Origin of the sequence: Mucilaginibacter sp., from assembly GCF_041660805.1 — a bacterium.
Lineage (GTDB): Bacteria > Bacteroidota > Bacteroidia > Sphingobacteriales > Sphingobacteriaceae > Mucilaginibacter.
Genome location: NZ_JBAZVP010000013.1, coordinates 20,452 through 42,787 on the forward strand (window position 1 = coordinate 20,452; position 22,336 = coordinate 42,787).

Below are 22,336 nucleotides of genomic sequence, written 5' to 3' on the forward strand. Positions count from 1 at the left end.
TGTGTAATTGTATTAGTTAAAGACGCAAAATATTGCGTCTCTACAATTTTATTCTGAAAATTCTTTAATTTGGTAAATTCCGGTTCAGACAATGTTTTTCAATTGCTGGTACAGCTTTTCTGTAGGCAGCCCCACCACATTGGTATATGACCCGTTGATCCGTTCAATACCTATCAGGCCTATACGTTGCTGGATGCCGTATGAGCCGGCTTTATCCATAGGTTGGTATTCCTCAACATAGCTTCTTATTTCGTGGTCAGTGAGCTTACGGAAAAACACTTCTGACCTGTCATAAAATTTATTGTATTGATGATTGTGCAGCAAACACACACCTGTATAAACCTCATGCACCCTGCCTGATAAACGCTGCAGCATTTCAACCGCATGTTCAGATGATTCTGGTTTGCCTAGTATCAGGCCATCAATACTTACAATGGTATCGGCAGTTAACACCACCTCATTAGTAACATCTTCATCAAAGGCTTCCGCTTTTTGCTGCGCTATATATAAAGCTATCTCAGCAGGCGATAAACCATCAGGATAAGATTCATCAACTTCCTTTAAAACCACCCTAAAATCAATATCCATCAGCCTCAACAGTTCCTGTCTGCGTGGCGATTTAGATGCCAAAATAATTTGAGGAAAAGTACTCATCTTGAAAAGATCTAACTTTTATAACTTTACACTTTTAACTTAGAATTACCAGCTATATGCTTCGGCGTTCATCCATTTGCCTTGTATCTTCATTACCTTTTCAATAATGTCGCGGGCACAGCCTTTGCCACCGCCCAAAGGCGAAATATAAGTGCAAATAGCTTTTATCTCTTCGGCGGCATCTGCAGGGCAAACCGGTAGGCCAACCAGTTTCATTACGGCCAGATCGGGGATATCATCTGCCATATATAAAATATTGGCCGGGTTAATACTTTTTTCCTCAATGTAGATCTTAAACCTTTCAGACTTAGTATGCGCACCCAGGTACACATCATTGATGCCCAAACTATTTAAACGGAATAGCGCGCTTTTTGATCTGCTGCCAGATATTGCTGCAACATTATAGCCGCATTTTACAGCCAGCTGCAAAGCGTAACCATCTTTTATATTAAATGCACGGCTCTGTACCCCGGTTTCGCTCACAAGGATCGACCCGTCTGTTAATACACCATCCACATCAAAAATAAAAGTGGTAATATCTTTAAGCTTATTTAAAAAGGATTCCATTTACTTGGTCATTGAGTTATTGGGCTATTAGCTAAGCAAACTGCCCATTTAGAACTGCAAACTGTTATTGATTATCGCGCCATTCGTACACCCAGGCAGATTGTATTTGCTCCAGGTGGCCTTCATTAGATTGTTCGCGTGTGCCGGCAAAATTTGGTAACGACAGCACCCATTCTAAAAGTTCAGTAAAGCGGATGCGATATATCTTTGATTCATCAAAATCATCACCAAACTTTTCATAAAGTTCAATAGCTATATCTTCGTAGTCGTTCCATTGTATCGGAAGAGCAAATTTATTATCTGTCATTGTATGTTGTACGTTAACGTATTACACGTTTATTGTTTTTTAAATTAGTGCCCCATAAAAGACGATTGATCTGGCAGGGTAATCTCAATATCGCCGTCAATTATAACACACTGGCAGCCTAACCTTGATGTTATACGCGGGTTTACCGCCCGGTCAATAAAGTCCTCTTCCTTGTCAGATATCTCCTGGATATTATCCATTCCTTTATTAACATATACATGGCAGGTACTGCAGCCACATACGCCGCCGCAATTATGCTGTAACTCAATGCCGTTTTCCAGGCAAACATCCAAAACAGATTCCCCTTCGGCAATGGGTAGTTCCACGGTTTCGTGGTCCGCTTCCTCAAAGTTAATCCTTACTTTAAAAATATTCATTTTGGCAAAAGTAACAAAATTACTTATCCCCGTTGCCAGTGTTATGGTTTTTGATAATATCCTGACTTAACAGACTATATATTTCTTGCAATTTTGCTTCGTTTTTAAGCATTTGTAAATGCTTTTGAATGGTTTGTTCATCATTACGCACCGCCGGGCCTGTTTGTACATCAATAGGCGAATGTTCTTTAATTTTATCGGCTGTTTCCAATATCAACGGGCGCAGCATATCAAAACTCATACTGTGCTGGGCTAAAAGCTGCTCAGAGATCGTGTACAAATGATTGGTAAAGTTACAGGCAAACACCGCCGCCAAATGCAATATTTTCCGTTGTGAAGAACCTACCCTGTAAATGTTGTTACTAATGCTTCGTGCCAATTCTTCCAATTCTCTGGTGATCTCTTCTGTTGCACCCTCAATGCATAAAGGCACCTCTCTAAAATTCAGCTCTTTTGTTTTACTGAAAGTTTGCAGCGGATAAAAAACGCCGGCCCGCTCAGTAAAGTCTTGTATCAACTGCATATCCACTGCACCTGATGTATGGGCGATGAGCTTTTTAAACCCGGAAAGTTGCGGGACAACTTCTGCTATCGCATCATCTTTAACAGCAATAATAAAAATATCAGTATCAGCAGTAATATTTTCCAGGTCATCAATAGCCTCTGCCCCTACATGATAGGCCAGCAAAGCTGCATTCTGCATATCGCGGCTGTATACCTGCGCTATGCGGTGCCCTGCATTTTTAAACGCGGCCGATAAATGTGTGGCAACATTGCCCGAGCCTATGATGGTGATACGCATATACTGTTTAACTTTACGGCGCTAAATTAAATATTTCAATTACTTTTATCTTTTTTTACTGATAGCCAATTCCTTATTGTAAATGAAAATTTTAAAAAATCTGTTAATAACCTTACTGGCATTGATATTTTTTGCTGTGGCTGCATTGGTCATATTATATTTTATTAAGAATAAAGAGACAAAAGAGATAACGCATGAGTTTAGAAAAAATACCGGCGGCAGTTATGAAGCTTTAAACATGGGGCAAACCCATTATGAACTCGATGGCCAGGATACCGGGAAGGTAGTGATACTCATAAATGGCTTTAGCGTGCCTTATTACATTTGGGATGGCACATTTGAATATTTGGTTGACCATGGTTTTAGGGTATTGCGGTATGATTTGTATGGCCGTGGTTTCTCTGACAGGCCCGATGTTCTTTATAACAAAAAATTATACCTTGATCAGATAAAGGAAATGATTGAACATTTGCATCTGCAAAAGCCGGTTAGCCTGGTTGGTGTATCATTTGGCGGCACGCTGGCTACTGATTTTACCTGCGATTATCCGGAGATGGTTAACAAGGTGGTATTAATTGATCCAGGCTACACAAGGCCTAAACCGAAACTCCCTCAGTTTATACCCGAAATAAAAGAAACTCTTACAGCCGATGACAGGGCAAACAGCCAGATGGATGATTTCATATACCCCGAGCTCCATCCGGATTGGGTTAAACAATATTTGCCGCAAATGGAGTATAAAGGTTTCCGCAGGTCGCTGATATCTACTAATTACAATTACCGTTACAATGGCCGCGAAAGTAATACTATCCTAAACTCAAAGCATAAACCGGTGCTTTTAATATGGGGAAAAGAAGACAAGACCGTTCCGTTCACTTACAGCGATTCTATACGTAGTGTATTAAAGACTCAATTTTTGCCGGTTGATGATGCAGCACACCTGCCTCATCTTGAGAAACCCGAGATTGTTAACCCCGCGATAGTAACTTTTTTAAAGAAGTAGCATCTAAATCATACATCAACACAAAAACTCTGTTATGGATATTTCACTCATCACCACCAGCAATGCGTTAGAAGGCTATAAAATTGTTAAACATTTAGGCGTTGTACGCGGCATTACTGTTCGCAGCCGTAGTGTTGTAGGTAATTTTGCCGGTGGCATCCAGTCGCTTTTTGGCGGCAGGCTATCGGTTTATGTTGAACTTTGCGAAAATGCACGCCAGGAAGCTTATCATCTTTTAATACAGCATGCTCAGGCAATGGGCGCTAATGCCATAGTTGGTATGCGTTATGATGCTAACGAAGTGATGCAAGGCATTACCGAAGTATTAGCTTACGGAACAGCAGTGATTGTTGAGAAAGCTACTGAATAAGCTATAATTTTCACGCAAAGACGCTAAGGCGCTAAGAAGAACATTTGTCATGGTGAGCTTGTTGAACCATTTGCCATACGTATAAGTCTTCGACGGGCTCAGACTGACAAACAGCGTGTTCGCGTCTTTGCGCGAAAAATCTTTTTACTTAACAAACAACACTATATTTGCTCAAAATTACACCTACTATGCAAGTAATAAAGCAATATATAGAAGAAAATAAACAACGTTTGCTTGACGAATTATTTGAGCTGCTGCGTTTTCCCTCAGTTAGTGCCGACCCAAAATACAAACCGGATGTTTTAAATGCTGCCGATTATGTAGCCAAAAAACTAACCGACGCTGGTGCCGATAAGGTAGAGGTTTGCCAAACAGCAGGCTACCCTATTGTTTACGGCGAAAAAATAATTGACGCCTCTTTACCTACTGTGCTGGTATATGGCCATTACGATGTGCAACCACCAGATCCGTTGGAGTTATGGAAAACACCTCCGTTTGAGCCAACAATTCGTGATGGTAAAATATATGCGCGTGGTGCCTGTGATGATAAAGGCCAGTTTTACATGCATATAAAAGCATTTGAGCTGATGATGCAAACCAATACCCTGCCCTGCAATATCAAATTTATGATAGAGGGCGAGGAAGAGGTAGGCTCTAATAACCTGGGCATATTTGTAAAAGCAAATAAGGAACGCTTAAAAGCCGATGTGGTATTGATATCAGATACCTCTATGATAAGCATGGAGCACCCTTCACTGGAAACCGGCTTGCGTGGCCTTTCCTACCTTGAGGTTGAAGTAACCGGCCCTAACCGCGACCTGCACTCTGGCGTATATGGTGGTGCTGTAGCTAACCCTGCAACCATCCTTGCAAAAATGATAGCATCTTTACATGACGACGACAACCACATTACCATTCCCGGTTTTTATGATGATGTTACCGAATTAACTGAAAGCGAGCGCAAAGAATTGAACGCTGCACCTTATGACGAGCAAGAATATAAAACCGACCTTGATATAGCCGAAGTTTGGGGCGAAAAAGGTTATACCACGATTGAGCGCACAGGTACCCGCCCTACGCTTGAAGTGAACGGCATTTGGGGTGGCTATATTGGTGAAGGCGCTAAAACGGTATTACCATCAAAGGCCAGCGCTAAAATTTCAATGCGATTGGTCCCCAACCAAACATCAGAAAAGATCACCAGGCTGTTTACAGATCATTTTTTGAAGATAGCGCCTAAATATGTTAAAGTAAAGGTAACCCCTCATCATGGCGGCGAACCAGTGGTTACCCCTACTGATAGTATTGCTTATAAGGCAGCGCAAAAAGCCATTGCCGAATCATTTGGCAAGCAGCCTATCCCAACCCGTGGCGGCGGTAGTATCCCAATTGTTGCTTTATTTGAAGCCGAACTGGGCCTGAAAACTGTACTAATGGGCTTTGGCCTGGATAGCGATGCACTGCACTCTCCAAATGAGAAATACGATATCTTTAACTATTACAAGGGAATAGAAACTATCCCCCTGTTTCATAAATATTTTGCAGAATTAAGCAAATAGGATAATTTAAAACAGCCCATGCTTTTTCAAGCATGGGCTGTTTTAGTAAATGTAAGTAGAGAGATTTTTGCCTTTAGCTTTTTCAGGTACTCTTTAAAATTATCTTCCACCATTCGGGTTATGATGTAATTTCTGTATATCCCCGTTAAAAGTTGCCCGCAAGCATAAAAAGGATGACAAATTGTTCCTTTGACCTTTTAGTAAGGCCGGAACACATCCCTGTTCCTTGATTCTTTTCTCCTATTTCTAAATTTTCTTTGCCATTTCACCGTCACAAACAGGCCGTTTACCGATATAAACAGGCTGTACATCTAATTGGCAATATTTAGCTGTAACGTTTTGAAACTGGTGGCGTCATATGGATGTATTTAAAAACAAAAAACACACAAATAGCTCACAATCAAACAATAAATAAAATGAAAGCTCAATTTTTAACCATAGCAACCATCTTCACATTAGCATTAGGTACTGTATCATCAACATACGCATCAGTAAAAACCGACAAAGATGAAAACAGCACAATATTGAAAAATGTAAGTAACATCAACAAAATAGAAATTCACGGAAATGTTGAATTGTTTATATCTGACGGCAGTGCAGATCAGGTAAAAGTTTACAACAAATACTACGAAGAAAGCGCGCTGGTACAAAGCCAGGACGGTGTATTGCGTATCTCATCATACGCTGATCAAAAATTAGTGGTTTGGGTAACTGCAAATGACCTGCGTGCAATCACCGCTTATGATAACTCTGAAGTAAAATCTTTCGGTAACTTATCTAAGATAAACCTTGATGTAACTTTAAACAATACCGCATCGGCTAAATTAAACCTGGATGCTTACAATGCAAACATTACAGTAAATGACCGCGCTAAAGCAGACCTTACCGGTAAAGTAACAGATTACAACCTGGTACAAGAGCAGTCAGCATCAGTTAACCATACTAACTTGGTTGCAGAAAACGTTACCAGTAAAACAAACCCGGTATCTGTTCAGCCTAAAACTGAGTTAGCCAATTTGTAAGCACTACTTTTGCAAAAGTTCAACATATATTCCAAAGGCCATCGTTATTGCGGTGGCCTTTTTTGTTTTGGGTGGATGGATGATTTGTCTGTCTCTTTTACTCTTTTTTCGCAACGTGGAGCGAGGATGGTCAAACGAAGTCACTTTTAGCGGAATATCTATTTAGCAACTCAATGCAAAATATAGTACACAAACTCTCCGCAACTGGTGCCGAATCTGAAAATGAAATAAACTGACAAAGCAATCAAAAAATATTTGAAAAGTCTGTTCTCCTTTAAATATACTATTTGTTCCATAGTTGATGAATTGAATACCTTCTAATTTCAAAAGTAATAAATATAGTAAACATATTTATACTAAATAGTTAGGTGCTAATCTGATTACGATTAGAAAAAGTAAGTTCATCATCGGGCACAAATTATTTCATCATTCAAAATTTTATATGGGATTTTCGATATAAAACTTTTCGCCTTTTTCATAAGTCTCCTAATCATAAGTTCCATACTTATAATTCCCCCCCATTTCGCCGATTAAAATCACCCATTTACCGAGATAAACCGGGGTCATATCTATTTCAGGCTATATGGGTGTAACGTTTTTAAAACGGGATCGTCTTATATATGTATTTAAAAACAACACAGTACAATCACCTGAAAATCAAAATATTAATAAAATGAAAACAACAATCTTAACCATCTTCGCTATAGCATCTTTAGCAATGGTAAACAGCAATTCAGCTTACGCAAACTCAAATAATAATGATAAAGAAGTAAGCACCGTTTTAAACAACGTAGGTAACATCAATAAAATTGAGATCCACGGAAATGTTGAGCTTTACGTATCTGATGGCAGTGCCGATCAGGTAAAGGTTTACAACAAATACTACTCAGAAAGCGCATTGGTACAAAGCCGCGATGGCGTGTTACGCATATCATCATACAACAACCAGAAATTAGTGGTTTGGGTAACTGCAAATGACCTGCGCGCAATTAGTGCTTATGATAACGCCGAAGTAAAATCATTTGGTAACTTATCTAAAATAGAGTTAGAAGTTAACTTACACAACAACGCCACTGCTAACTTAAATTTAGATGCTTACCGCGCCAATGTAACCGTTAATGACAATGCTAAAGCAACATTATCAGGTACTGTTAATGACTATTGCTTAAAATATGCATCACCAGCAAACGTAAACGCAAAAGATTTTGCAGCAGTAAATTCAACAACAACATTGATAAGTAACCCGGAATATAAAGGTTCTGAACTTGCCCGCCTGTAATCTATGACTTTCCAAAAGTTCAACATATATTAAAAAAGCTGTCATACGTTGACGGCTTTTTCCATTTTAAGTGTAACTTCATACGTATAACCACAGTCAAACACCAAAACATACAACCAATCATGAAAAAAACCTACTTACAATTATTACTATTGTTAGCTATAGTTTCAGTTAGCTTATTATCATCATGCCGAAGGTTCAGATGCGTGCATGGTTCAGGTAAGGTAATTACCGATAACCGTAAAGTATCTGATTTTACAAGAGTTGATATCTCTGGCGGCTTTAAAGTAAAGCTGGTACAGGATAGCTCACAAACAGTTAGTATTCATGCTGATGATAACCTGCTTCAATACATTAAAACCAATGTTACCGGTGGTAAACTCACCATACACAGCCGCAGGAACTTCTGCAGCAGCGGCGAAATAACCATTACCGTGGGTGTTCGTAACCTTGAAGAGGTTGGTGCATCGGGGGCAGTAGAAGTTACTTCAAACGGCGTTATAAAAGCCAGGGACCTGCATTTTGACTTGTCGGGTGCTACTAAAATTGATATGGAACTTAATGCTGCAACTGTAAATACAGAAGGCAGTGGTTCAACCGAGATATACCTGAAAGGCCAGGCAGGCACCCACAATATTGACCTGAGCGGCAGCGGAAAGGTTGAAGCGCTTGATTTTGTTGTAGGTAAATACAATATTGAAACATCAGGTGCAAGCCATTGCAAAATAAATGTATTGAACACTTTAAGTGTGCATACCAGCGGTGCATCAGAAATTGAGTATCGTGGTAATCCATCAAGCGTTACAAACGATAAATCGGGAGCATCATCAGTACAAAAAATTGATTAAATAAATAAATTTCAAATCATATGTAACACATTATAAGGTAAGTACGTCATATTGTTTTTAAACCTAGTACTTACCTTATCATGAAAAAATTCAGAAAGTGGGCAGCTTATATAGTTATCACCATTACATTAGTTATTATAGCTGGTGTTTGTTACGTTACCCTCGCCTTACCAGATGTTGGCAAACCCGAAGAAATTAAAGTTGAATTAACCCCGCAAAGAATTGAACGGGGTAAATATCTTGCCAACCACGTTGCTGTTTGTATAGATTGCCATAGCACCCGCGACTGGAACAAATTTGCCGGCCCCATAGTACCCAACGGCCTGGGTGCAGGCGGAGAGAAATTTGATGGGCGGGTTGGTTTCCCCGGCGAAGTGTATGTACCTAACATTACCCCGGCAAATTTAAAGAACTGGACCGATGGTGAACTGTACCGTGCAATTACTACCGGCGTAAAAAAAGATGGTTCGGCCATATTTCCTATTATGCCATGGCAGTCGTACTCAAAAATGGATCCTGATGATGTTTATAACATCATCGCGTATATACGCACCCTTGAGCCCCATCAGGCTACCTATCCAAAGCGTAAGCTTGATTTCCCACTAAATTTAATTGTAAACACAATGCCTAAAAAGGCAGAGCCGGGTAAAAGGCCTGCAGAAAACGACACCTTACAATATGGTGCCTATTTGGTGCAAACAGCCGCATGCCGCGAGTGCCATACAAAGGCTGATAAAGGTGTACCAATATCAGGAATGGACTTAGCCGGAGGTAACGAGTATAATATTGGTAACGGGATAACTTTACGGTCGGCTAATATATCGCCGGATAATGGTACCGGCATTGGTAAGTGGACTAAAGAACAATTTATAAGCAAGTTTAAGCAATTTGCCAACGGCACATTAAAGCCTTTTGAAGTTAAACCCGGCGAATTTCAAACTATAATGCCATGGTGGCGCTATAGCGGGATGAACGAAAAAGACCTGGGAGCAATATATGCCTATCTCAAAACAGTTAAGCCTGTAAAAAACCAGGTTAATAAATTTCAGGTTAACACGGTTGCTCAAATAAATTCAAAATAAATTCATACTTTTGCGCCTCGAATTTTGCATAGCCTGCATGGCTATATCTTAGAGAATTAAATTAATACCAGGTAAAAAAGATGAATATATCACAGGAAAAAATTGATAACCTGAACACAGTTGTTAAAATCAACATCAACCCCGAGGATTACCAGCCAAAGGTTGAAAAAGCAATGAAAGACCATGCTAAAAAAGCAAAAATGCCAGGCTTTCGCCCGGGTATGGTACCTGTTGCACACATAAAAAAAATGTACGGTAAAAGCATTTTGGTTGACGAGATCAACAACATGCTATCTGATACCTTAAATAAATATTTAGACGAAGAAAAACTTGAAGTATTAGGCCAGCCTTTACCTAAAGTTGATGATAATAAAGAATACAACTGGGATTTTGCCGACAATTTTGAGTTTAACTACGAAGTTGGCCTGGCACCTGAGTTTACTATTGAGTTTACTTCAAAAGACAAGCTTACCCAGTACGAGATTAAGGTTGACGAAGAAACCCTGGCCTCACGTATAAAAAATATCCGTAAAAGCTATGGCAAAATGACAAATCCTGACGTATCGGCAGACGATGATGTACTTTATGCCGAATTAACCCAGCTTTCTCCGGATGGTTCTGTTTTTGATGATGGAATTAGCAACACAACATCTGTACGTTTAGATCAGATACAGGATGAAACTGTTAAAGCTTCATTAATTGGTCTTAAAAAAGGTGATGAGTTAGTTTTTGATATTCAGAAAGCTTTTGATAACGATGCGGCTAAGGTTGCGGGGTTATTAAAAATTGAAGAAACAGAAGCGGCTGATTTAAAATCGAACTTTAAATTAACTGTTAAAAATGTTAACCGTTTAGAAGAAGGCGATTTAAACCAGGAGTTCTTTGACAAATTATTTGGTGAAGGTGTAGTTACTACTGAAGAAGGTTTCAGGGAAAAAATAACTGAAGAGCTGGAAACTATGATGAAACAGGATGCAGAACGTAAACTGCAGAATGACATTTACAATTACAGCTTAAGTAAAGTTGATTTTAATTTACCTGATGACTTCCTGAAACGTTGGTTAAAAGCAACTAACGAAAAACTGACCGCAGAAGAACTGGAAGGCGGTTATGCCGATTTTGCTAAAAACCTTAAATGGACCCTGATTGAAAACAAACTGATCAAGGAAGCAAACATCGATATTAAATACGACGAAGTTTTTGCTTACGCGAAAGCAAGCCTGGATCAGCAATTCAGAATGTACAGCCAGCAGGCGCTTAGCGATGAGCAACTGGGCCAGTACACAGTACAGTATCTGCAAAATAAAGAGAATGCAAATAAGATATTTGAAGAAGTAAAAGCCGTTAAGGTGTTTGATTATGTTAAAAGCGTAATTACCCTTAATAAAGAAGAGATATTATTCTCTGATTTTAACAAGCTGGAAGCTTAATACAAATTTCAATATACTTTTACCAAAAGCATCCGCCCCGTGGCAGATGCTTTTGTTGTATAAAGATGTTGCTTATCTTAAAATATCTCATCAATAAATTTTACTTTGGGCAAACTTTATAGTTTAAAATCTATTCAACTAAAAACTATATTTATTGCCGTTACCTAAAAGCATTACATTATAAAAAACACATATCATGAGTAGTAATATTGATAAGAATGAATTTCGTAAATATGCTGTTAAGCATCACCGCTTAAACGGCCTTCATGTTGATAAATATCTATCAAACTTTGATCGCAGCCGCATGCCGAACGGTATTTATACCCCAACCGGTATGACGCCTTATATTATTGAAGAGCGCCAGTTAAACGTAGCCCAGATGGACGTGTTCTCGCGTTTAATGATGGACCGTATCATTTTCCTGGGCGATGCTATTTATGAAAACATAGCAAACATTATACAAGCCCAATTGCTATTCTTACAGTCGGCAGATAGTAAACGCGACATCCAGATCTATATCAATTCTCCGGGTGGTTCAGTTTACGCCGGTTTAGGTATTTATGATACCATGCAGTTCATATCAAACGATGTAGCAACAATTTGTACAGGTATGGCAGCATCAATGGGTGCCGTATTATTAGTTGCCGGTGCAAAAGGCAAACGTGCCGCTTTACCGCATTCAAGGGTAATGATTCACCAGCCATCAGGCGGCGCACAAGGCCAGCAGTCTGATATTGAGATCACTTATCATGAGATCACTAAACTAAAAAAAGAACTGTACCAGATAATTGCAGACCATAGTGGTACCGATTACCAGACAGTTTGGGATGCATCAGACCGTGACCATTGGATGATTGCTGACGAAGCAAAAGAATTTGGTATGGTTGATGAAATTTTAAAAGGAAGCAAACAATAATTAATTATTGTGTTATAACATTGTATTTTAATACGTTGAGATGTTTTGTTATAAACAAACAATTAATTATTTTAGATAAATTTATAAGCAGATGAATAAGAACAGCAAGGAGATCAGGTGCTCGTTTTGTGGTGCAGGTAAGCAAGATTCCCTGATGCTGATAGCGGGCCTTGACGCACATATTTGTGATAAATGTGTGAACCAGGCTAACGAGATACTTGCCGAAGAGTTGAAAGTACGTAAAGTAAAGGCATCTCCGGCTGCGCCTGCTATGCTGAAACCAGCCGAAATAAAAGCTCACCTTGACCAATATATTATTGGCCAGGATGATGCCAAAAAAGTATTATCAGTTGCGGTATACAACCATTACAAGCGTTTAAACCAGCGTATTGATAAGGATGAGGTGGAGATTGAAAAATCAAACATCATTATGGTAGGCGAAACCGGTACCGGCAAAACCTTACTGGCAAAAACTCTGGCTAAAGTGCTTAACGTACCTTTTTGCATATGCGATGCTACTGTACTTACAGAAGCCGGTTATGTAGGAGAAGACGTGGAAAGTATATTAACCCGTTTATTGCAATCTGCAGACTATGATGTAAACCTTGCCGAACGTGGCATTGTATATATTGATGAGGTAGATAAAATTGCCCGTAAAAGCGATAACGCTTCCATTACCCGTGACGTAAGCGGCGAAGGTGTACAACAGGCATTGCTGAAAATATTGGAAGGAACAATGGTTAACGTACCACCACAAGGGGGCCGTAAACATCCTGATCAAAAAATGATCACAGTAAACACCAGCAACATTTTATTTATTTGCGGCGGTGCCTTTGATGGTATTGACAGGAAAATAGCCAGCCGTTTGCGTGCACAAACTGTAGGTTACAAATTAAAGGGTAATGATGGCGAGGTTGATATGAAAAACCTTTATAAGTACATTACTCCGCAAGATTTGAAATCTTTTGGCTTAATACCCGAGCTGATTGGCCGTTTACCAGTGCTTACTTATCTGAACCCGCTTGATAGGGAGGCTTTGCACAATATCTTAACCGAGCCAAAAAACTCGCTGTTAAAACAATATAAAAAACTGTTTGAATATGAAGGTGTAAAGCTGGATTTTGATATAGAAGTGTTGGATTTTGTGGTAGATAAGGCTATGGAATTTAAGCTGGGCGCCCGTGGGTTACGCTCTATATGCGAAGCCATTATGATTGACGCCATGTTTGAGTTCCCATCAAAAAAAGATGTGAAACGCTTAAATGTCACCCTTGATTATGCCAGGGAGAAGTTTGAAAAATCTGACCTTAAAAAATTAAAGGTGGCTTAACAATAACAACATTTTTTAAAATTATATTTGTATATTACAACACTAACCCTGGTGCAACGCCGGGGTTTGCTGTATAAAAAGGTTTTTTTAACCCTGCACTAACAATAATAAGTGCCAAACAAAAAGCATATGAATGAAGAATTAGATATAAAAAAAGACGACTCCCAAAACCTCGGAAAAAAAGTAAAAGAGGTATCATCGCCTGTAAAATCAGGCTTAAAAACTAAAGCAGCTATTGTAGCTAACTGGCTGCCCCGCTACACCGGGAGGCCATTAGATGATTTTGGTGAATACATTATCTTAACCAATTTCTCTAAATATCTGCAGCTATTTTCTGAATGGAATGACAATGCGCCAATTCTGGGGCTTGATAAACCAATGCAAAGCGTAACAGCTAACGGTATTACTATTATTAATTTTGGAATGGGTAGTTCAGTAGCGGCTACCGTAATGGATCTTTTAACAGCAGTACATCCAAAAGCTGTTATATTTTTAGGCAAATGCGGCGGCTTAAAAAAGAAAAATAATGTAGGCGACCTGATACTCCCAATAGCCGCTATAAGAGGCGAAGGCACATCAAACGACTACTTACCTGCCGAGGTGCCCGCGCTGCCTGCATTCGCCCTGCAAAAGGCCATCTCGACCACCATACGTGAACAGGCCCGCGATTACTGGACAGGCACCTGCTATACCACCAACCGCCGGGTTTGGGAACATGATAAGGAGTTTAAAAAATATCTGAAAGAGCTGCGTGCTATGGCCGTGGATATGGAAACCGCTACCATATTTACAACAGGCTTTGCCAACAAGATCCCAACGGGCGCATTGCTGCTGGTATCAGATCAGCCGATGATACCTGAAGGTGTCAAAACTGCCGAGAGCGACTCAAATGTTACCACCCAATATGTTGAAACCCACCTCCGTGTAGGTATCGAATCATTAAAGCAGCTTATAAACAACGGACTGACTGTTAAACACTTGAAATTTTAATTTGATGAATGTTTATTGAGTTGATTAGGTGAGTAGTTCCTGAACACTCACTATTCACTTAATCAACTACTCACTAAATGTAAATTCTGACAATTCTTAATTCTATAATTTCCGGTTCTGACAGAATATTTACTAATTTTGGTGTCTACTCTGTTTTGTATACAGGGTAAGTAGCATTTAAATTATGTGGTATAATAATATACTGGAAACCATAGGCAATACGCCAATGGTGAAACTGAATAAAGTAGTGAAAGATATCCCGGCTACCGTTTTAGCCAAAATAGAAACCACTAATCCCGGTAATTCAATTAAGGACCGTATGGCCCTTAAAATGATAGAAGATGCCGAGAAAAGCGGTAAACTTAAACCGGGCGGTACCATTATTGAAGGTACATCAGGCAATACCGGTATGGGCTTAGCCATTGCAGCTGTTATAAAAGGCTATAAATGTATCTTCACCAGTACCGATAAACAATCAAAAGAAAAGTTTGATGCCCTGCGCGCTTTTGGCGCCGAGGTAATTGTTTGCCCTACCAACGTTGAACCAGAAGATCCACGTTCATACTATTCTGTTTCATCGCGCTTAGAGGCCGAAGTGCCAAACTCCTGGAAACCCAATCAGTACGATAATTTATCAAACTCACAGGCCCACTATGAACAAACAGGCCCCGAGATTTGGGAACAAACAGAAGGTAAGATTACGCACCTGGTAGTAGGCGTAGGCACAGGAGGCACCATATCTGGTACAGCAAAATTTTTGAAGGAAAAGAACCCGGCTATCCAGGTTTTGGGTATTGATACTTATGGTTCGGTATTTAAAAAATATAAGGAGACAGGCGAGTTTGATAAGAACGAGATCTACCCTTATATCACCGAAGGTATTGGCGAAGATTTTTTACCGCAGAATGTTGATTTTAGCCTGATAGATCATTTTGAAAAAGTGACTGATAAAGATGCTGCCTTAATGACCCGTGAGATAGCCCGTAAGGAAGGCATATTTGCAGGTAACTCAACAGGATCTGCAGTGGCAGGCGTACTGCAAATGAAAGATAAATTCAAAGAAGGCGATGTAGTGGTGGTTATTTTCCCTGACCATGGTACACGCTACCTGGGTAAAATGTATAACGACGACTGGCTGCGCGATCGTGGTTTCCTGAAAGAAGAAAAACTGACAGCCCGCAATATCATCAGCAAAAAAGAATATCAGGAGATTGTTACTATCGACTGCGAAAAGACTGTTCTGGAGGCTATAAATACTATCAAATCGCTTAACATAAGCCAGATACCGGTTACACAACATGGCATGGTGATAGGTAAAATAACCGAAAGTGACATCCTTGATTCATTGATGGAAAACCCGGGCATAAAATCGCAGCCGGTTAAAACTATATCAACGGCTCCCTTCCCTTTTATTGACCTGAATACTTCTATTGATAAAATTTCGGGCATGATAAACCGCGACAACATAGCGGTACTGGTTGAAGATGATAACGGTAAAATTGAGATCATCACCCAATACGATATTATCAATGCGATATCGGCTTAGGAGATAAAAATTAAAGATAAATAGATGAAAGACAAAGGATTTGAATGTAGAGACACAATATTTTGTGTCTCTTTTTTTGTCTCAGCCTGTCCGTTCTGAGAGAGAGTAAAGGATCTAAAAGGGAACTGACCCCTAACCGTCAACTATTCCAACCTCTTCTTTGCCATTTCCTTTTTATAAATTTCGTTAAGTTTTGGAGAGGGATTAATTAACAGATAAATTCTAGTGCCTTTTTCCCTGGCCAAAGGGTTTAAAACCTCTCCGGTTTTATGATAGCTTTCTAACATCGGACTAATCCTTCTTTCCACATTGTCGTCGTCGTCAACGTAAATAATGTATTTTCCATCCAAATTATCAGGCGCCCAAAGGGTAAAGCTACTGCCGAGGCTTACTACATCAGGTATATTATATTTTTTGTGGAAATGATGCAGGGCACCGGCTTCGCCATAATTGTCGGCAAAAATTTGAGTGTGCTTTTGCTGTTCGGGTGTAAGGCTATGGTAAGTATTGGCAACCTTTTGTGCCATTTCCTCCCAGCCCAGCATATCGGCGTAATCCTGCGTCATTGGGTGCTGTTTAAGATCTTCCCACTTAGTGGCAAAATTCAAAACTGGCATATGCTCATGAGTATACCTGAAAAACGCCAATGTGGTTTTTAAGGGTAAAATAGGCAACACCAAAGGCAGTAATAACATGTTGGGTACAACAAATACTAAAATGGCTGTAATACGCAATAAAAAATAAGTGCGTTTTAACATCCGCTCAAAAGCAAAGCCGCCGGCTGCAAACAACATGGGATAAGCGCCAAAAATGTAATAATTTTTGCCATTCATTTGCAGCAGGAACAAGAATATTAATATATAAGCAATAGCCAGATACCTGAACCTACGCAAGCGGAAAGAGAATAAGAGAAACAAAAAGCCGGTAAGCCACACAAATAGTGCAAGGCCATTAACCAATACTTGCTGCATTATAAAATCAACAGGCTTTAGATAGTCCAGCTGTGTTGCCCGCAATTCTTTCATGTGGTTAATAACCGGTAAATTGTGTGCAAACTGCCATATTATATTAGGTAAAAATATGACCACTGCAATAAGCGCGGATACAACTACGTGCTTATTGAACAGCAACTTACGTTCTTTACTTATCAGGATGCCTATAATGAGCGAGAAGGTAAAGAACGCCATGGTATACTTAGTCAGCATTCCAAAGCCTACAGCTGCACCAATCCAGTACAGGTATTTTACATCGGCAGTGTTTAAATATTTGGTAAACAGCCAAACGGTTAGTACCCACCAAAGCTGGTCAAAAACTACAGGCTGAAACAAATAGCCGCTTGCTGCCATGGCCGGCGAAAATATAAGCGCTAAACAAGCCAGCGTTATGGCAAACCTGCGCCCGCCCAATTCTACTGTTATCCGGCCGGTAAGCCATATGATACAGGCGCTAGCAATGGTAGAGAAAACCCTGGCTGCCGCAACAGAATCGCCAAAAACAGATAAAGTGATTTTTGCCAGTACTGCAATAAACGGCGGTACTTCTTTATAGCCCCAGTCTAAATGATCGGCCAGTACCAGGTGCAGGAACTCATCACGGTGAAAACCGAAATGACTGATAGCAAGCAGGTTTAATACAATTTTTAATACAACAAAGATCAGTATAAAGGTAGAATAAGATGATCTTCGGTTTTTATAAGGCATTTATTGGTTAATTAAGCAGGGAGCAGAAAGCCCAAGGCATAAAGCTATAAAAAAAATGCAAAAAGCAGAAAGCCTGAATAGACAAAGGATGAAAGACAAAAGATTTAGTTGATTATCATGTCTTTTGTATTTCATCCTTATGCCTTTTATCTCTAAAATTAAACTCTTTTAATTTCGGCCCCTAATGCTTTAAGGCGCTCATCAATGTTTTGGTAACCGCGCTCTATTTGCTCAATGTTGTAAATGGTAGATTGCCCCTGTGCCGATAATGCAGCGATCAGTAGTGATACCCCTGCCCGGATATCAGGCGAGGTCATGGATATACCGCGTAGCTGTACCTGCTTATCCAGGCCAATAACTGTGGCACGGTGCGGGTCGCAAAGAATAATGTTGGCGCCCATATCCAGTAATTTATCTACAAAGAACAAGCGGCTCTCAAACATTTTTTGATGTATAAGCACAGACCCTTTTGCTTGTGTGGCAACTACCAGCACAATGCTTAGCAAATCTGGGGTAAAGCCCGGCCATGGCGAATCGGCAACGGTTAATAATGATCCATCGATAAAAGTATCAATCTCGTAATGGTCTTGTGACGGGATGTAAATATCATCGCCTCTCAGTTCCATTTGTATCCCCAGGCGTTTAAACACGTCAGGGATCATACCCAGTTCTTTATATTTAACGTCTTTAATAGTGATCTCGGATCCTGTCATGGCAGCAAGGCCAATGAAAGAACCTATCTCTATCATATCCGGCAGCATGCGGTGGTCGGTACCACCTAATTCGCTTACACCTTCAATTGTTAGCAGGTTTGATGCTATGCCGCTAATTTTAGCACCCATGCGGTTAAGCATTTTGCATAATTGCTGCAGATAAGGTTCACAGGCCGCATTATAAATGGTAGTAATACCTTTAGCCAGTACAGCTGCCATTACAATGTTAGCAGTACCGGTAACAGATGCTTCGTCAAGTAAAATGTAAGTTCCCTGCAGGTTAGATGCATCTACATTATAAAACCCGTTTTCGGGGTTAAAATCAAACCGTGCGCCTAATTTTTCAAAACCCAGAAAATGGGTATCCAAACGGCGGCGGCCAATTTTATCGCCACCCGGTTTTGGGATAGATGCCTTACCGAAACGCGCTAAAAGCGGCCCCAATATCATGATAGAGCCACGCAAACCTCCACCCTTAGTTTTAAACGCTTCTGAAGTGAAAAAATCCTGATCTATTTCTTTAGCCTCGAAAGTGCAGGTATCGCGTGAGATACGGTCAACCACAACACCCATATCACCAAGCAGTTCTATTAGTTTGTTAACATCCTGTATGTCAGGTATGTTAGTTATGGTCATTTTTTCGCTGGTAAGTAATACAGCCGATATTATTTGTAAAGCCTCATTTTTTGCCCCCTGGGGGATGATCTCGCCTTTAAGCTTTTTACCGCCCTGTATTTCAAATGCGTTTCTCATAGTATATAGTTCATGGTTGATGGTTCGTAATTCATGGCCTCAAGCTTAGCTAATTGGTCATAGTTAAAGGACAAAGATTATAAAATAATCGGAATTGCCCCTAAACCCTTTTACCATTACCTATAAGCAATGAACCATCAACTATAACCAATAAATCAATTAGTATTTTTTTGCTCCTCCGGTGTTGCGGCCACGGTTTTGGTTGTTATTGCGCGGGTTATTATTGTTTGTACGACCACTGCCACCGCCACCGCGGTTATTTTGATTATTGGTTCTGCCGCCACGATTGTTATTATTTTGAGCACTAAAGTTATTCGGGCGGAACTCAACGCGGTTAAGGTTGATGTTGTCTTCCAATTTCAGTTCACCGTTTGATAAAGCGTAAAGGTCAGATAGGATAGTTTCATCGGCAACAGAGTCTTTATTCCATTGCACATAGGCCATTTTCATGAAGTTGGCCACGGCTTGTACCATATGGCGCCTGCGCTCAGGCTCTTCAATGCTTTTAGCCTTTTCAATCATCATCTCTATGGTTTTACCATAGTGCTTGTATTTTATGCGCTGATGCGGATATTTAAGCGGCTCCGGCTTTAAATGAATCGCCTCCGGGCTTGGTTTTGGGTATGGTGAATCTACATCTAACTGAAAATCAGATATAATATGTAAGTGATCCCACAGTTTGTGTTTAAAGTCGGCTACATCACGCAGGTGGGGGTTTAAAAAACCCATCAGGTCTATTACAACCTGTGCGTATTTATTGCGTTCTTCTTTGGTTGGTAACGCAACTATGTATTTCACCATATTTTGCACGTTACGGCCGTATTCTGTAAGTAAAAGTTTATTCCTGGTTGAATTATAATCAAACCCGCCAGGCAAATTAGTTAATGCCATGTATATTTTTAATTAAATAAAGTCTTGAAATATTTTTCCGACTCATGGACGATTTCTTAAAACAGAGGGCAGAAACCGGAGAACCGAAATGGATTATTATGTAGTAACGCAAATATACGGTAAATGTGTTAATGTACAAATTTTGTTAACCAGCATCTAATTTGTATTAATTTAGCCATAAGCATTATCTTACTATGAATAAACAACCCGTTACCATCACCTCAATAGATATTTATCGTTTCAGTATCCCCATGGAGCCTTTTACCATAGCTACAGGGACTATGGACCATGCGCAGAATGTATTTATCCGGATCCATACCAATGCCGGTTTCTACGGCGTGGGCGAGTGCTCTGCTTTCCCTATGATTGTGGGCGAAACACAGGATACCTGCCTGGTAATGGCTAAAGATTTTGCAAAACTATGGTTAGGAAAAGATGCATTGGAGATTTCGGCTCGGATGCAGGAGCTTCATGCTTTTACCGCGGGCAACACCACTATTAAAAGCGCTTTTGATATTGCCTTGTATGATATTGCCTCAAAAAATGCCGGATTGCCGCTTTACCAGTTTTTGGGCGGCGAAAAGCGGGTAATTGAAAGCGATATCACCATCGGTATAAACACACCCGAAGCAATGACTGCAAAAGCCATCGACTTTAAAGAATCGGGCGCTCATATATTAAAAGTAAAATTAGGAAAGGATGCCGCGATTGATGTGGAACGCATAAAACAGATCCGGAAGGCGGTTGGTACCGAAATGAAGATACGGGTTGATGCTAACCAGGGCTGGAGTTTTGATGAAGCGGTATATGCCTTACAGGCGATTGGCCAGTACGATATTGAATTTTGCGAACAACCCATGCGCACCTGGTATGACGACAACCTGCCCGAATTAATGAAGCTATCCCCGGTGAAAATTATGGCAGATGAAAGTGTGTACAACCATCATGATGCCCGAAAGCAAATCAATAGCGGTTCTTGCGATTATATCAATATAAAAATGTCAAAATCCGGCGGGATAACTGAGGCTAAAAAGATCCATGATCTTGCCGCCGGAAAAGGAATTGCGTGTATGATGGGCGGCATGCTGGAGAGCCGTATCGCTTTAAGCGCCAAACTCCACTTTGTATACGCCAGCCCCAATATTCATTTTTATGATATGGATACCTGTATGCTGGGCCACCTGCAAGACCCATGCGTTGGCGGCGTAACTTATGATGGCTATAAACTCAACATCAACGATGCACCAGGAATAGGTGCCGATGCAGATGAAGCCTTTTTGGCAGGCTGCGAAAAGTTTACGATTGCTTAGGTAAGCGTTGTGCCGGTTTCTAAGGCTTTATTGTATTTTTTTATATCAAATTTATACAGGTACGGCGCGCGATGAGGGCCAATGTTGCGTTTTTCGTTCAGTTTTTTTATCAGGCCTAAAAACACCAGCTTTTTTGGGAAGTTGCGAATATCCAGCTTCTTATCAAGTATGGTTTCGTAAACCGCATGGATCTCCGTAAGGGTGAATTTTTTAGGCAGCAGTTTTTCTGCAATAGGGTAATAATACAATTGCAACCTTAGCGCCTGCAAGGCTTCTTTAACCATATCGTCATGGTCATAAAGCAGTGGCGGCACCTCATTTATGTTAAACCACTCGCAATAGGTAGACATAAAATCAGACTTCGGGGTCACCAAAGAGAAATCAGTAATGGCATAATAACCTATGGAGATGGTTTGATCCATCAGCCAACTGTCCTTAATATGCTTTACACCAGCCATTTCAGAAAACTTTTCAAAATCTATCTCATTCCACTTAATGCGGTCGGGGTCGCCAAAGGTTTTATATTGCTGCAGGTACAGGTCGTCTAATCCTGTCCTTTCCTTAACAATGCGCTTTGCTGCCTGGTCAAGTGTTTCTGTACGTTTTATGTAGCCGCCCGGCAAACAATAGCCCTCTAAAGCCTTATATCGCGATAGCAAAATTTTTAACTGATGGTCATGATATCCAAATATGGCGTTATCCATAGATACATGCGGTATAAACGTTTTGTACCCGTTAGCTATAAAATCCTGTAACTCCTCTATTGTTTCCATTTCCTTTAAAGTACATCAAATATGTTCAAAAATAATAAATAAAAATTTCTATTTAGTAAAATTTGCAAAATAGAAATTAACCCATATCTTTATTGTGTAAATTTTACCAAATAG

The 22,336-nt window shown here is 40.1% G+C and carries 22 protein-coding genes; 13 read left to right on the plus strand and 9 right to left on the minus strand.

The annotated features are described in order from the left end of the window. Nucleotides 1-84: 84 nt before the first annotated feature. The 5 genes from WC743_RS16395 to WC743_RS16415 all read right to left on the minus strand — a co-directional run bounded on the left by WC743_RS16395 (nucleotide 85) and on the right by WC743_RS16415 (nucleotide 2,707). On the minus strand, nucleotides 85-654 hold the full coding sequence (locus tag WC743_RS16395) for a Maf family nucleotide pyrophosphatase (protein WP_373013553.1): 570 nt from the start codon (nucleotides 652-654) through the stop codon (nucleotides 85-87). A gap of 45 nt (nucleotides 655-699) precedes the next feature. Beyond that, nucleotides 700-1,221, minus strand: a complete 522-nt coding sequence (locus tag WC743_RS16400; RefSeq protein ID WP_373013555.1) for a KdsC family phosphatase — start codon at nucleotides 1,219-1,221, stop codon at nucleotides 700-702. Between the two features lie 64 nt (nucleotides 1,222-1,285). Continuing rightward, entirely contained in the window at nucleotides 1,286-1,528 is a 243-nt protein-coding gene (gene iscX, locus WC743_RS16405) for a Fe-S cluster assembly protein IscX (protein ID WP_373013557.1), read from the minus strand. 44 nt (nucleotides 1,529-1,572) lie between these two features. Then, nucleotides 1,573-1,905, minus strand: a complete 333-nt coding sequence (locus WC743_RS16410; RefSeq protein WP_373013559.1) for a 2Fe-2S iron-sulfur cluster-binding protein — start codon at nucleotides 1,903-1,905, stop codon at nucleotides 1,573-1,575. Nucleotides 1,906-1,924: 19 nt separating this feature from the next. Continuing rightward, nucleotides 1,925-2,707 (minus strand): Rossmann-like and DUF2520 domain-containing protein, encoded by a 783-nt coding sequence (locus tag WC743_RS16415; protein ID WP_373013561.1) that lies wholly within the window; start codon nucleotides 2,705-2,707, stop codon nucleotides 1,925-1,927. An 82-nt stretch (nucleotides 2,708-2,789) separates the two neighbouring features. Here WC743_RS16415 and WC743_RS16420 point away from each other — a divergent pair, with 82 nt between their 5' ends. The 12 genes from WC743_RS16420 (at nucleotide 2,790) to WC743_RS16475 (ending at nucleotide 16,082) form a co-directional block, all read left to right on the plus strand. Next, on the plus strand, nucleotides 2,790-3,710 hold the full coding sequence (locus WC743_RS16420; RefSeq protein ID WP_373013562.1) for an alpha/beta fold hydrolase: 921 nt from the start codon (nucleotides 2,790-2,792) through the stop codon (nucleotides 3,708-3,710). A 34-nt stretch (nucleotides 3,711-3,744) separates the two neighbouring features. Further along, the gene (locus WC743_RS16425; RefSeq protein WP_373013564.1) at nucleotides 3,745-4,080 is read left to right on the plus strand and encodes a YbjQ family protein; all 336 of its coding nucleotides are present in this window, start codon (nucleotides 3,745-3,747) and stop codon (nucleotides 4,078-4,080) included. A gap of 188 nt (nucleotides 4,081-4,268) precedes the next feature. Next, nucleotides 4,269-5,639, plus strand: coding sequence for a dipeptidase (locus WC743_RS16430; protein ID WP_373013566.1), 1,371 nt, complete (start codon nucleotides 4,269-4,271; stop codon nucleotides 5,637-5,639). A 416-nt stretch (nucleotides 5,640-6,055) separates the two neighbouring features. After that, nucleotides 6,056-6,661 (plus strand): GIN domain-containing protein, encoded by a 606-nt coding sequence (locus WC743_RS16435; RefSeq protein WP_373013568.1) that lies wholly within the window; start codon nucleotides 6,056-6,058, stop codon nucleotides 6,659-6,661. Between the two features lie 673 nt (nucleotides 6,662-7,334). Then, entirely contained in the window at nucleotides 7,335-7,940 is a 606-nt protein-coding gene (locus tag WC743_RS16440) for a GIN domain-containing protein (protein ID WP_373013570.1), read from the plus strand. Nucleotides 7,941-8,062: 122 nt separating this feature from the next. Further along, entirely contained in the window at nucleotides 8,063-8,788 is a 726-nt protein-coding gene (locus tag WC743_RS16445) for a head GIN domain-containing protein (RefSeq protein ID WP_373013572.1), read from the plus strand. 80 nt (nucleotides 8,789-8,868) lie between these two features. After that, on the plus strand, nucleotides 8,869-9,870 hold the full coding sequence (locus WC743_RS16450; protein ID WP_373013574.1) for a c-type cytochrome: 1,002 nt from the start codon (nucleotides 8,869-8,871) through the stop codon (nucleotides 9,868-9,870). A gap of 80 nt (nucleotides 9,871-9,950) precedes the next feature. After that, nucleotides 9,951-11,300 carry a trigger factor gene (gene tig / locus WC743_RS16455; protein WP_373013576.1) on the plus strand — a complete coding sequence of 450 codons (1,350 nt, stop codon included), beginning with the start codon at nucleotides 9,951-9,953 and terminating at the stop codon, nucleotides 11,298-11,300. Nucleotides 11,301-11,496: 196 nt separating this feature from the next. Then, entirely contained in the window at nucleotides 11,497-12,216 is a 720-nt protein-coding gene (locus WC743_RS16460) for an ATP-dependent Clp protease proteolytic subunit (RefSeq protein ID WP_373013578.1), read from the plus strand. 91 nt (nucleotides 12,217-12,307) lie between these two features. Continuing rightward, nucleotides 12,308-13,546, plus strand: coding sequence for an ATP-dependent Clp protease ATP-binding subunit ClpX (clpX, locus tag WC743_RS16465; RefSeq protein ID WP_373013580.1), 1,239 nt, complete (start codon nucleotides 12,308-12,310; stop codon nucleotides 13,544-13,546). Nucleotides 13,547-13,675: 129 nt separating this feature from the next. Further along, nucleotides 13,676-14,536 carry an AMP nucleosidase gene (locus tag WC743_RS16470; protein WP_373013582.1) on the plus strand — a complete coding sequence of 287 codons (861 nt, stop codon included), beginning with the start codon at nucleotides 13,676-13,678 and terminating at the stop codon, nucleotides 14,534-14,536. 184 nt (nucleotides 14,537-14,720) lie between these two features. Beyond that, nucleotides 14,721-16,082, plus strand: coding sequence for a pyridoxal-phosphate dependent enzyme (locus WC743_RS16475; RefSeq protein ID WP_373013583.1), 1,362 nt, complete (start codon nucleotides 14,721-14,723; stop codon nucleotides 16,080-16,082). Between the two features lie 143 nt (nucleotides 16,083-16,225). Here WC743_RS16475 and WC743_RS16480 read toward each other — a convergent pair whose 3' ends face one another. The 3 genes from WC743_RS16480 to WC743_RS16490 form a co-directional block, all read right to left on the minus strand. Beyond that, nucleotides 16,226-17,782: an ArnT family glycosyltransferase gene (locus tag WC743_RS16480; protein WP_373013585.1), complete on the minus strand. Its 1,557-nt coding sequence runs from the start codon at nucleotides 17,780-17,782 to the stop codon at nucleotides 16,226-16,228. Nucleotides 17,783-17,940: 158 nt separating this feature from the next. Further along, nucleotides 17,941-19,248, minus strand: coding sequence for a UDP-N-acetylglucosamine 1-carboxyvinyltransferase (gene murA / locus WC743_RS16485; protein ID WP_373013587.1), 1,308 nt, complete (start codon nucleotides 19,246-19,248; stop codon nucleotides 17,941-17,943). A 159-nt stretch (nucleotides 19,249-19,407) separates the two neighbouring features. Next, complete coding sequence (locus WC743_RS16490) at nucleotides 19,408-20,139, minus strand: DUF4290 domain-containing protein (RefSeq protein WP_373013589.1); 732 nt, start codon at nucleotides 20,137-20,139, stop codon at nucleotides 19,408-19,410. 194 nt (nucleotides 20,140-20,333) lie between these two features. On the opposite strand from WC743_RS16490, the gene WC743_RS16495 reads away from it, so the two are divergent. Next, nucleotides 20,334-21,449, plus strand: a complete 1,116-nt coding sequence (locus WC743_RS16495) for a mandelate racemase/muconate lactonizing enzyme family protein (RefSeq protein WP_373013591.1) — start codon at nucleotides 20,334-20,336, stop codon at nucleotides 21,447-21,449. On the opposite strand, the gene WC743_RS16500 is transcribed toward WC743_RS16495, so the two are convergent. Then, a complete protein-coding gene (locus tag WC743_RS16500) occupies nucleotides 21,446-22,222 on the minus strand; it encodes an NUDIX domain-containing protein (RefSeq protein WP_373013593.1) in 777 nt (258 codons plus the stop codon). The two genes, WC743_RS16495 and WC743_RS16500, sit on opposite strands and share 4 nt — an antisense overlap. Nucleotides 22,223-22,336 lie beyond the last annotated feature (114 nt).

Coding starts and splice junctions, on each gene's coding strand:
- WC743_RS16430 (WP_373013566.1), top strand. CDS start 4,269: ATGCAAGTAATAAAGCAATATATAGAAGAAAATAAACAACGTTTGCTT.
- murA (WP_373013587.1), bottom strand. CDS start 19,248: ATGAGAAACGCATTTGAAATACAGGGCGGTAAAAAGCTTAAAGGCGAG.
- WC743_RS16440 (WP_373013570.1), top strand. CDS start 7,335: ATGAAAACAACAATCTTAACCATCTTCGCTATAGCATCTTTAGCAATG.
- tig (WP_373013576.1), top strand. CDS start 9,951: ATGAATATATCACAGGAAAAAATTGATAACCTGAACACAGTTGTTAAA.
- WC743_RS16480 (WP_373013585.1), bottom strand. CDS start 17,782: ATGCCTTATAAAAACCGAAGATCATCTTATTCTACCTTTATACTGATC.
- WC743_RS16450 (WP_373013574.1), top strand. CDS start 8,869: ATGAAAAAATTCAGAAAGTGGGCAGCTTATATAGTTATCACCATTACA.
- WC743_RS16395 (WP_373013553.1), bottom strand. CDS start 654: ATGAGTACTTTTCCTCAAATTATTTTGGCATCTAAATCGCCACGCAGA.
- WC743_RS16490 (WP_373013589.1), bottom strand. CDS start 20,139: ATGGCATTAACTAATTTGCCTGGCGGGTTTGATTATAATTCAACCAGG.
- WC743_RS16425 (WP_373013564.1), top strand. CDS start 3,745: ATGGATATTTCACTCATCACCACCAGCAATGCGTTAGAAGGCTATAAA.
- WC743_RS16400 (WP_373013555.1), bottom strand. CDS start 1,221: ATGGAATCCTTTTTAAATAAGCTTAAAGATATTACCACTTTTATTTTT.
- iscX (WP_373013557.1), bottom strand. CDS start 1,528: ATGACAGATAATAAATTTGCTCTTCCGATACAATGGAACGACTACGAA.
- WC743_RS16415 (WP_373013561.1), bottom strand. CDS start 2,707: ATGCGTATCACCATCATAGGCTCGGGCAATGTTGCCACACATTTATCG.
- WC743_RS16410 (WP_373013559.1), bottom strand. CDS start 1,905: ATGAATATTTTTAAAGTAAGGATTAACTTTGAGGAAGCGGACCACGAA.
- WC743_RS16475 (WP_373013583.1), top strand. CDS start 14,721: ATGTGGTATAATAATATACTGGAAACCATAGGCAATACGCCAATGGTG.
- WC743_RS16470 (WP_373013582.1), top strand. CDS start 13,676: ATGAATGAAGAATTAGATATAAAAAAAGACGACTCCCAAAACCTCGGA.
- clpX (WP_373013580.1), top strand. CDS start 12,308: ATGAATAAGAACAGCAAGGAGATCAGGTGCTCGTTTTGTGGTGCAGGT.
- WC743_RS16420 (WP_373013562.1), top strand. CDS start 2,790: ATGAAAATTTTAAAAAATCTGTTAATAACCTTACTGGCATTGATATTT.
- WC743_RS16445 (WP_373013572.1), top strand. CDS start 8,063: ATGAAAAAAACCTACTTACAATTATTACTATTGTTAGCTATAGTTTCA.
- WC743_RS16460 (WP_373013578.1), top strand. CDS start 11,497: ATGAGTAGTAATATTGATAAGAATGAATTTCGTAAATATGCTGTTAAG.
- WC743_RS16435 (WP_373013568.1), top strand. CDS start 6,056: ATGAAAGCTCAATTTTTAACCATAGCAACCATCTTCACATTAGCATTA.
- WC743_RS16500 (WP_373013593.1), bottom strand. CDS start 22,222: ATGGAAACAATAGAGGAGTTACAGGATTTTATAGCTAACGGGTACAAA.
- WC743_RS16495 (WP_373013591.1), top strand. CDS start 20,334: ATGAATAAACAACCCGTTACCATCACCTCAATAGATATTTATCGTTTC.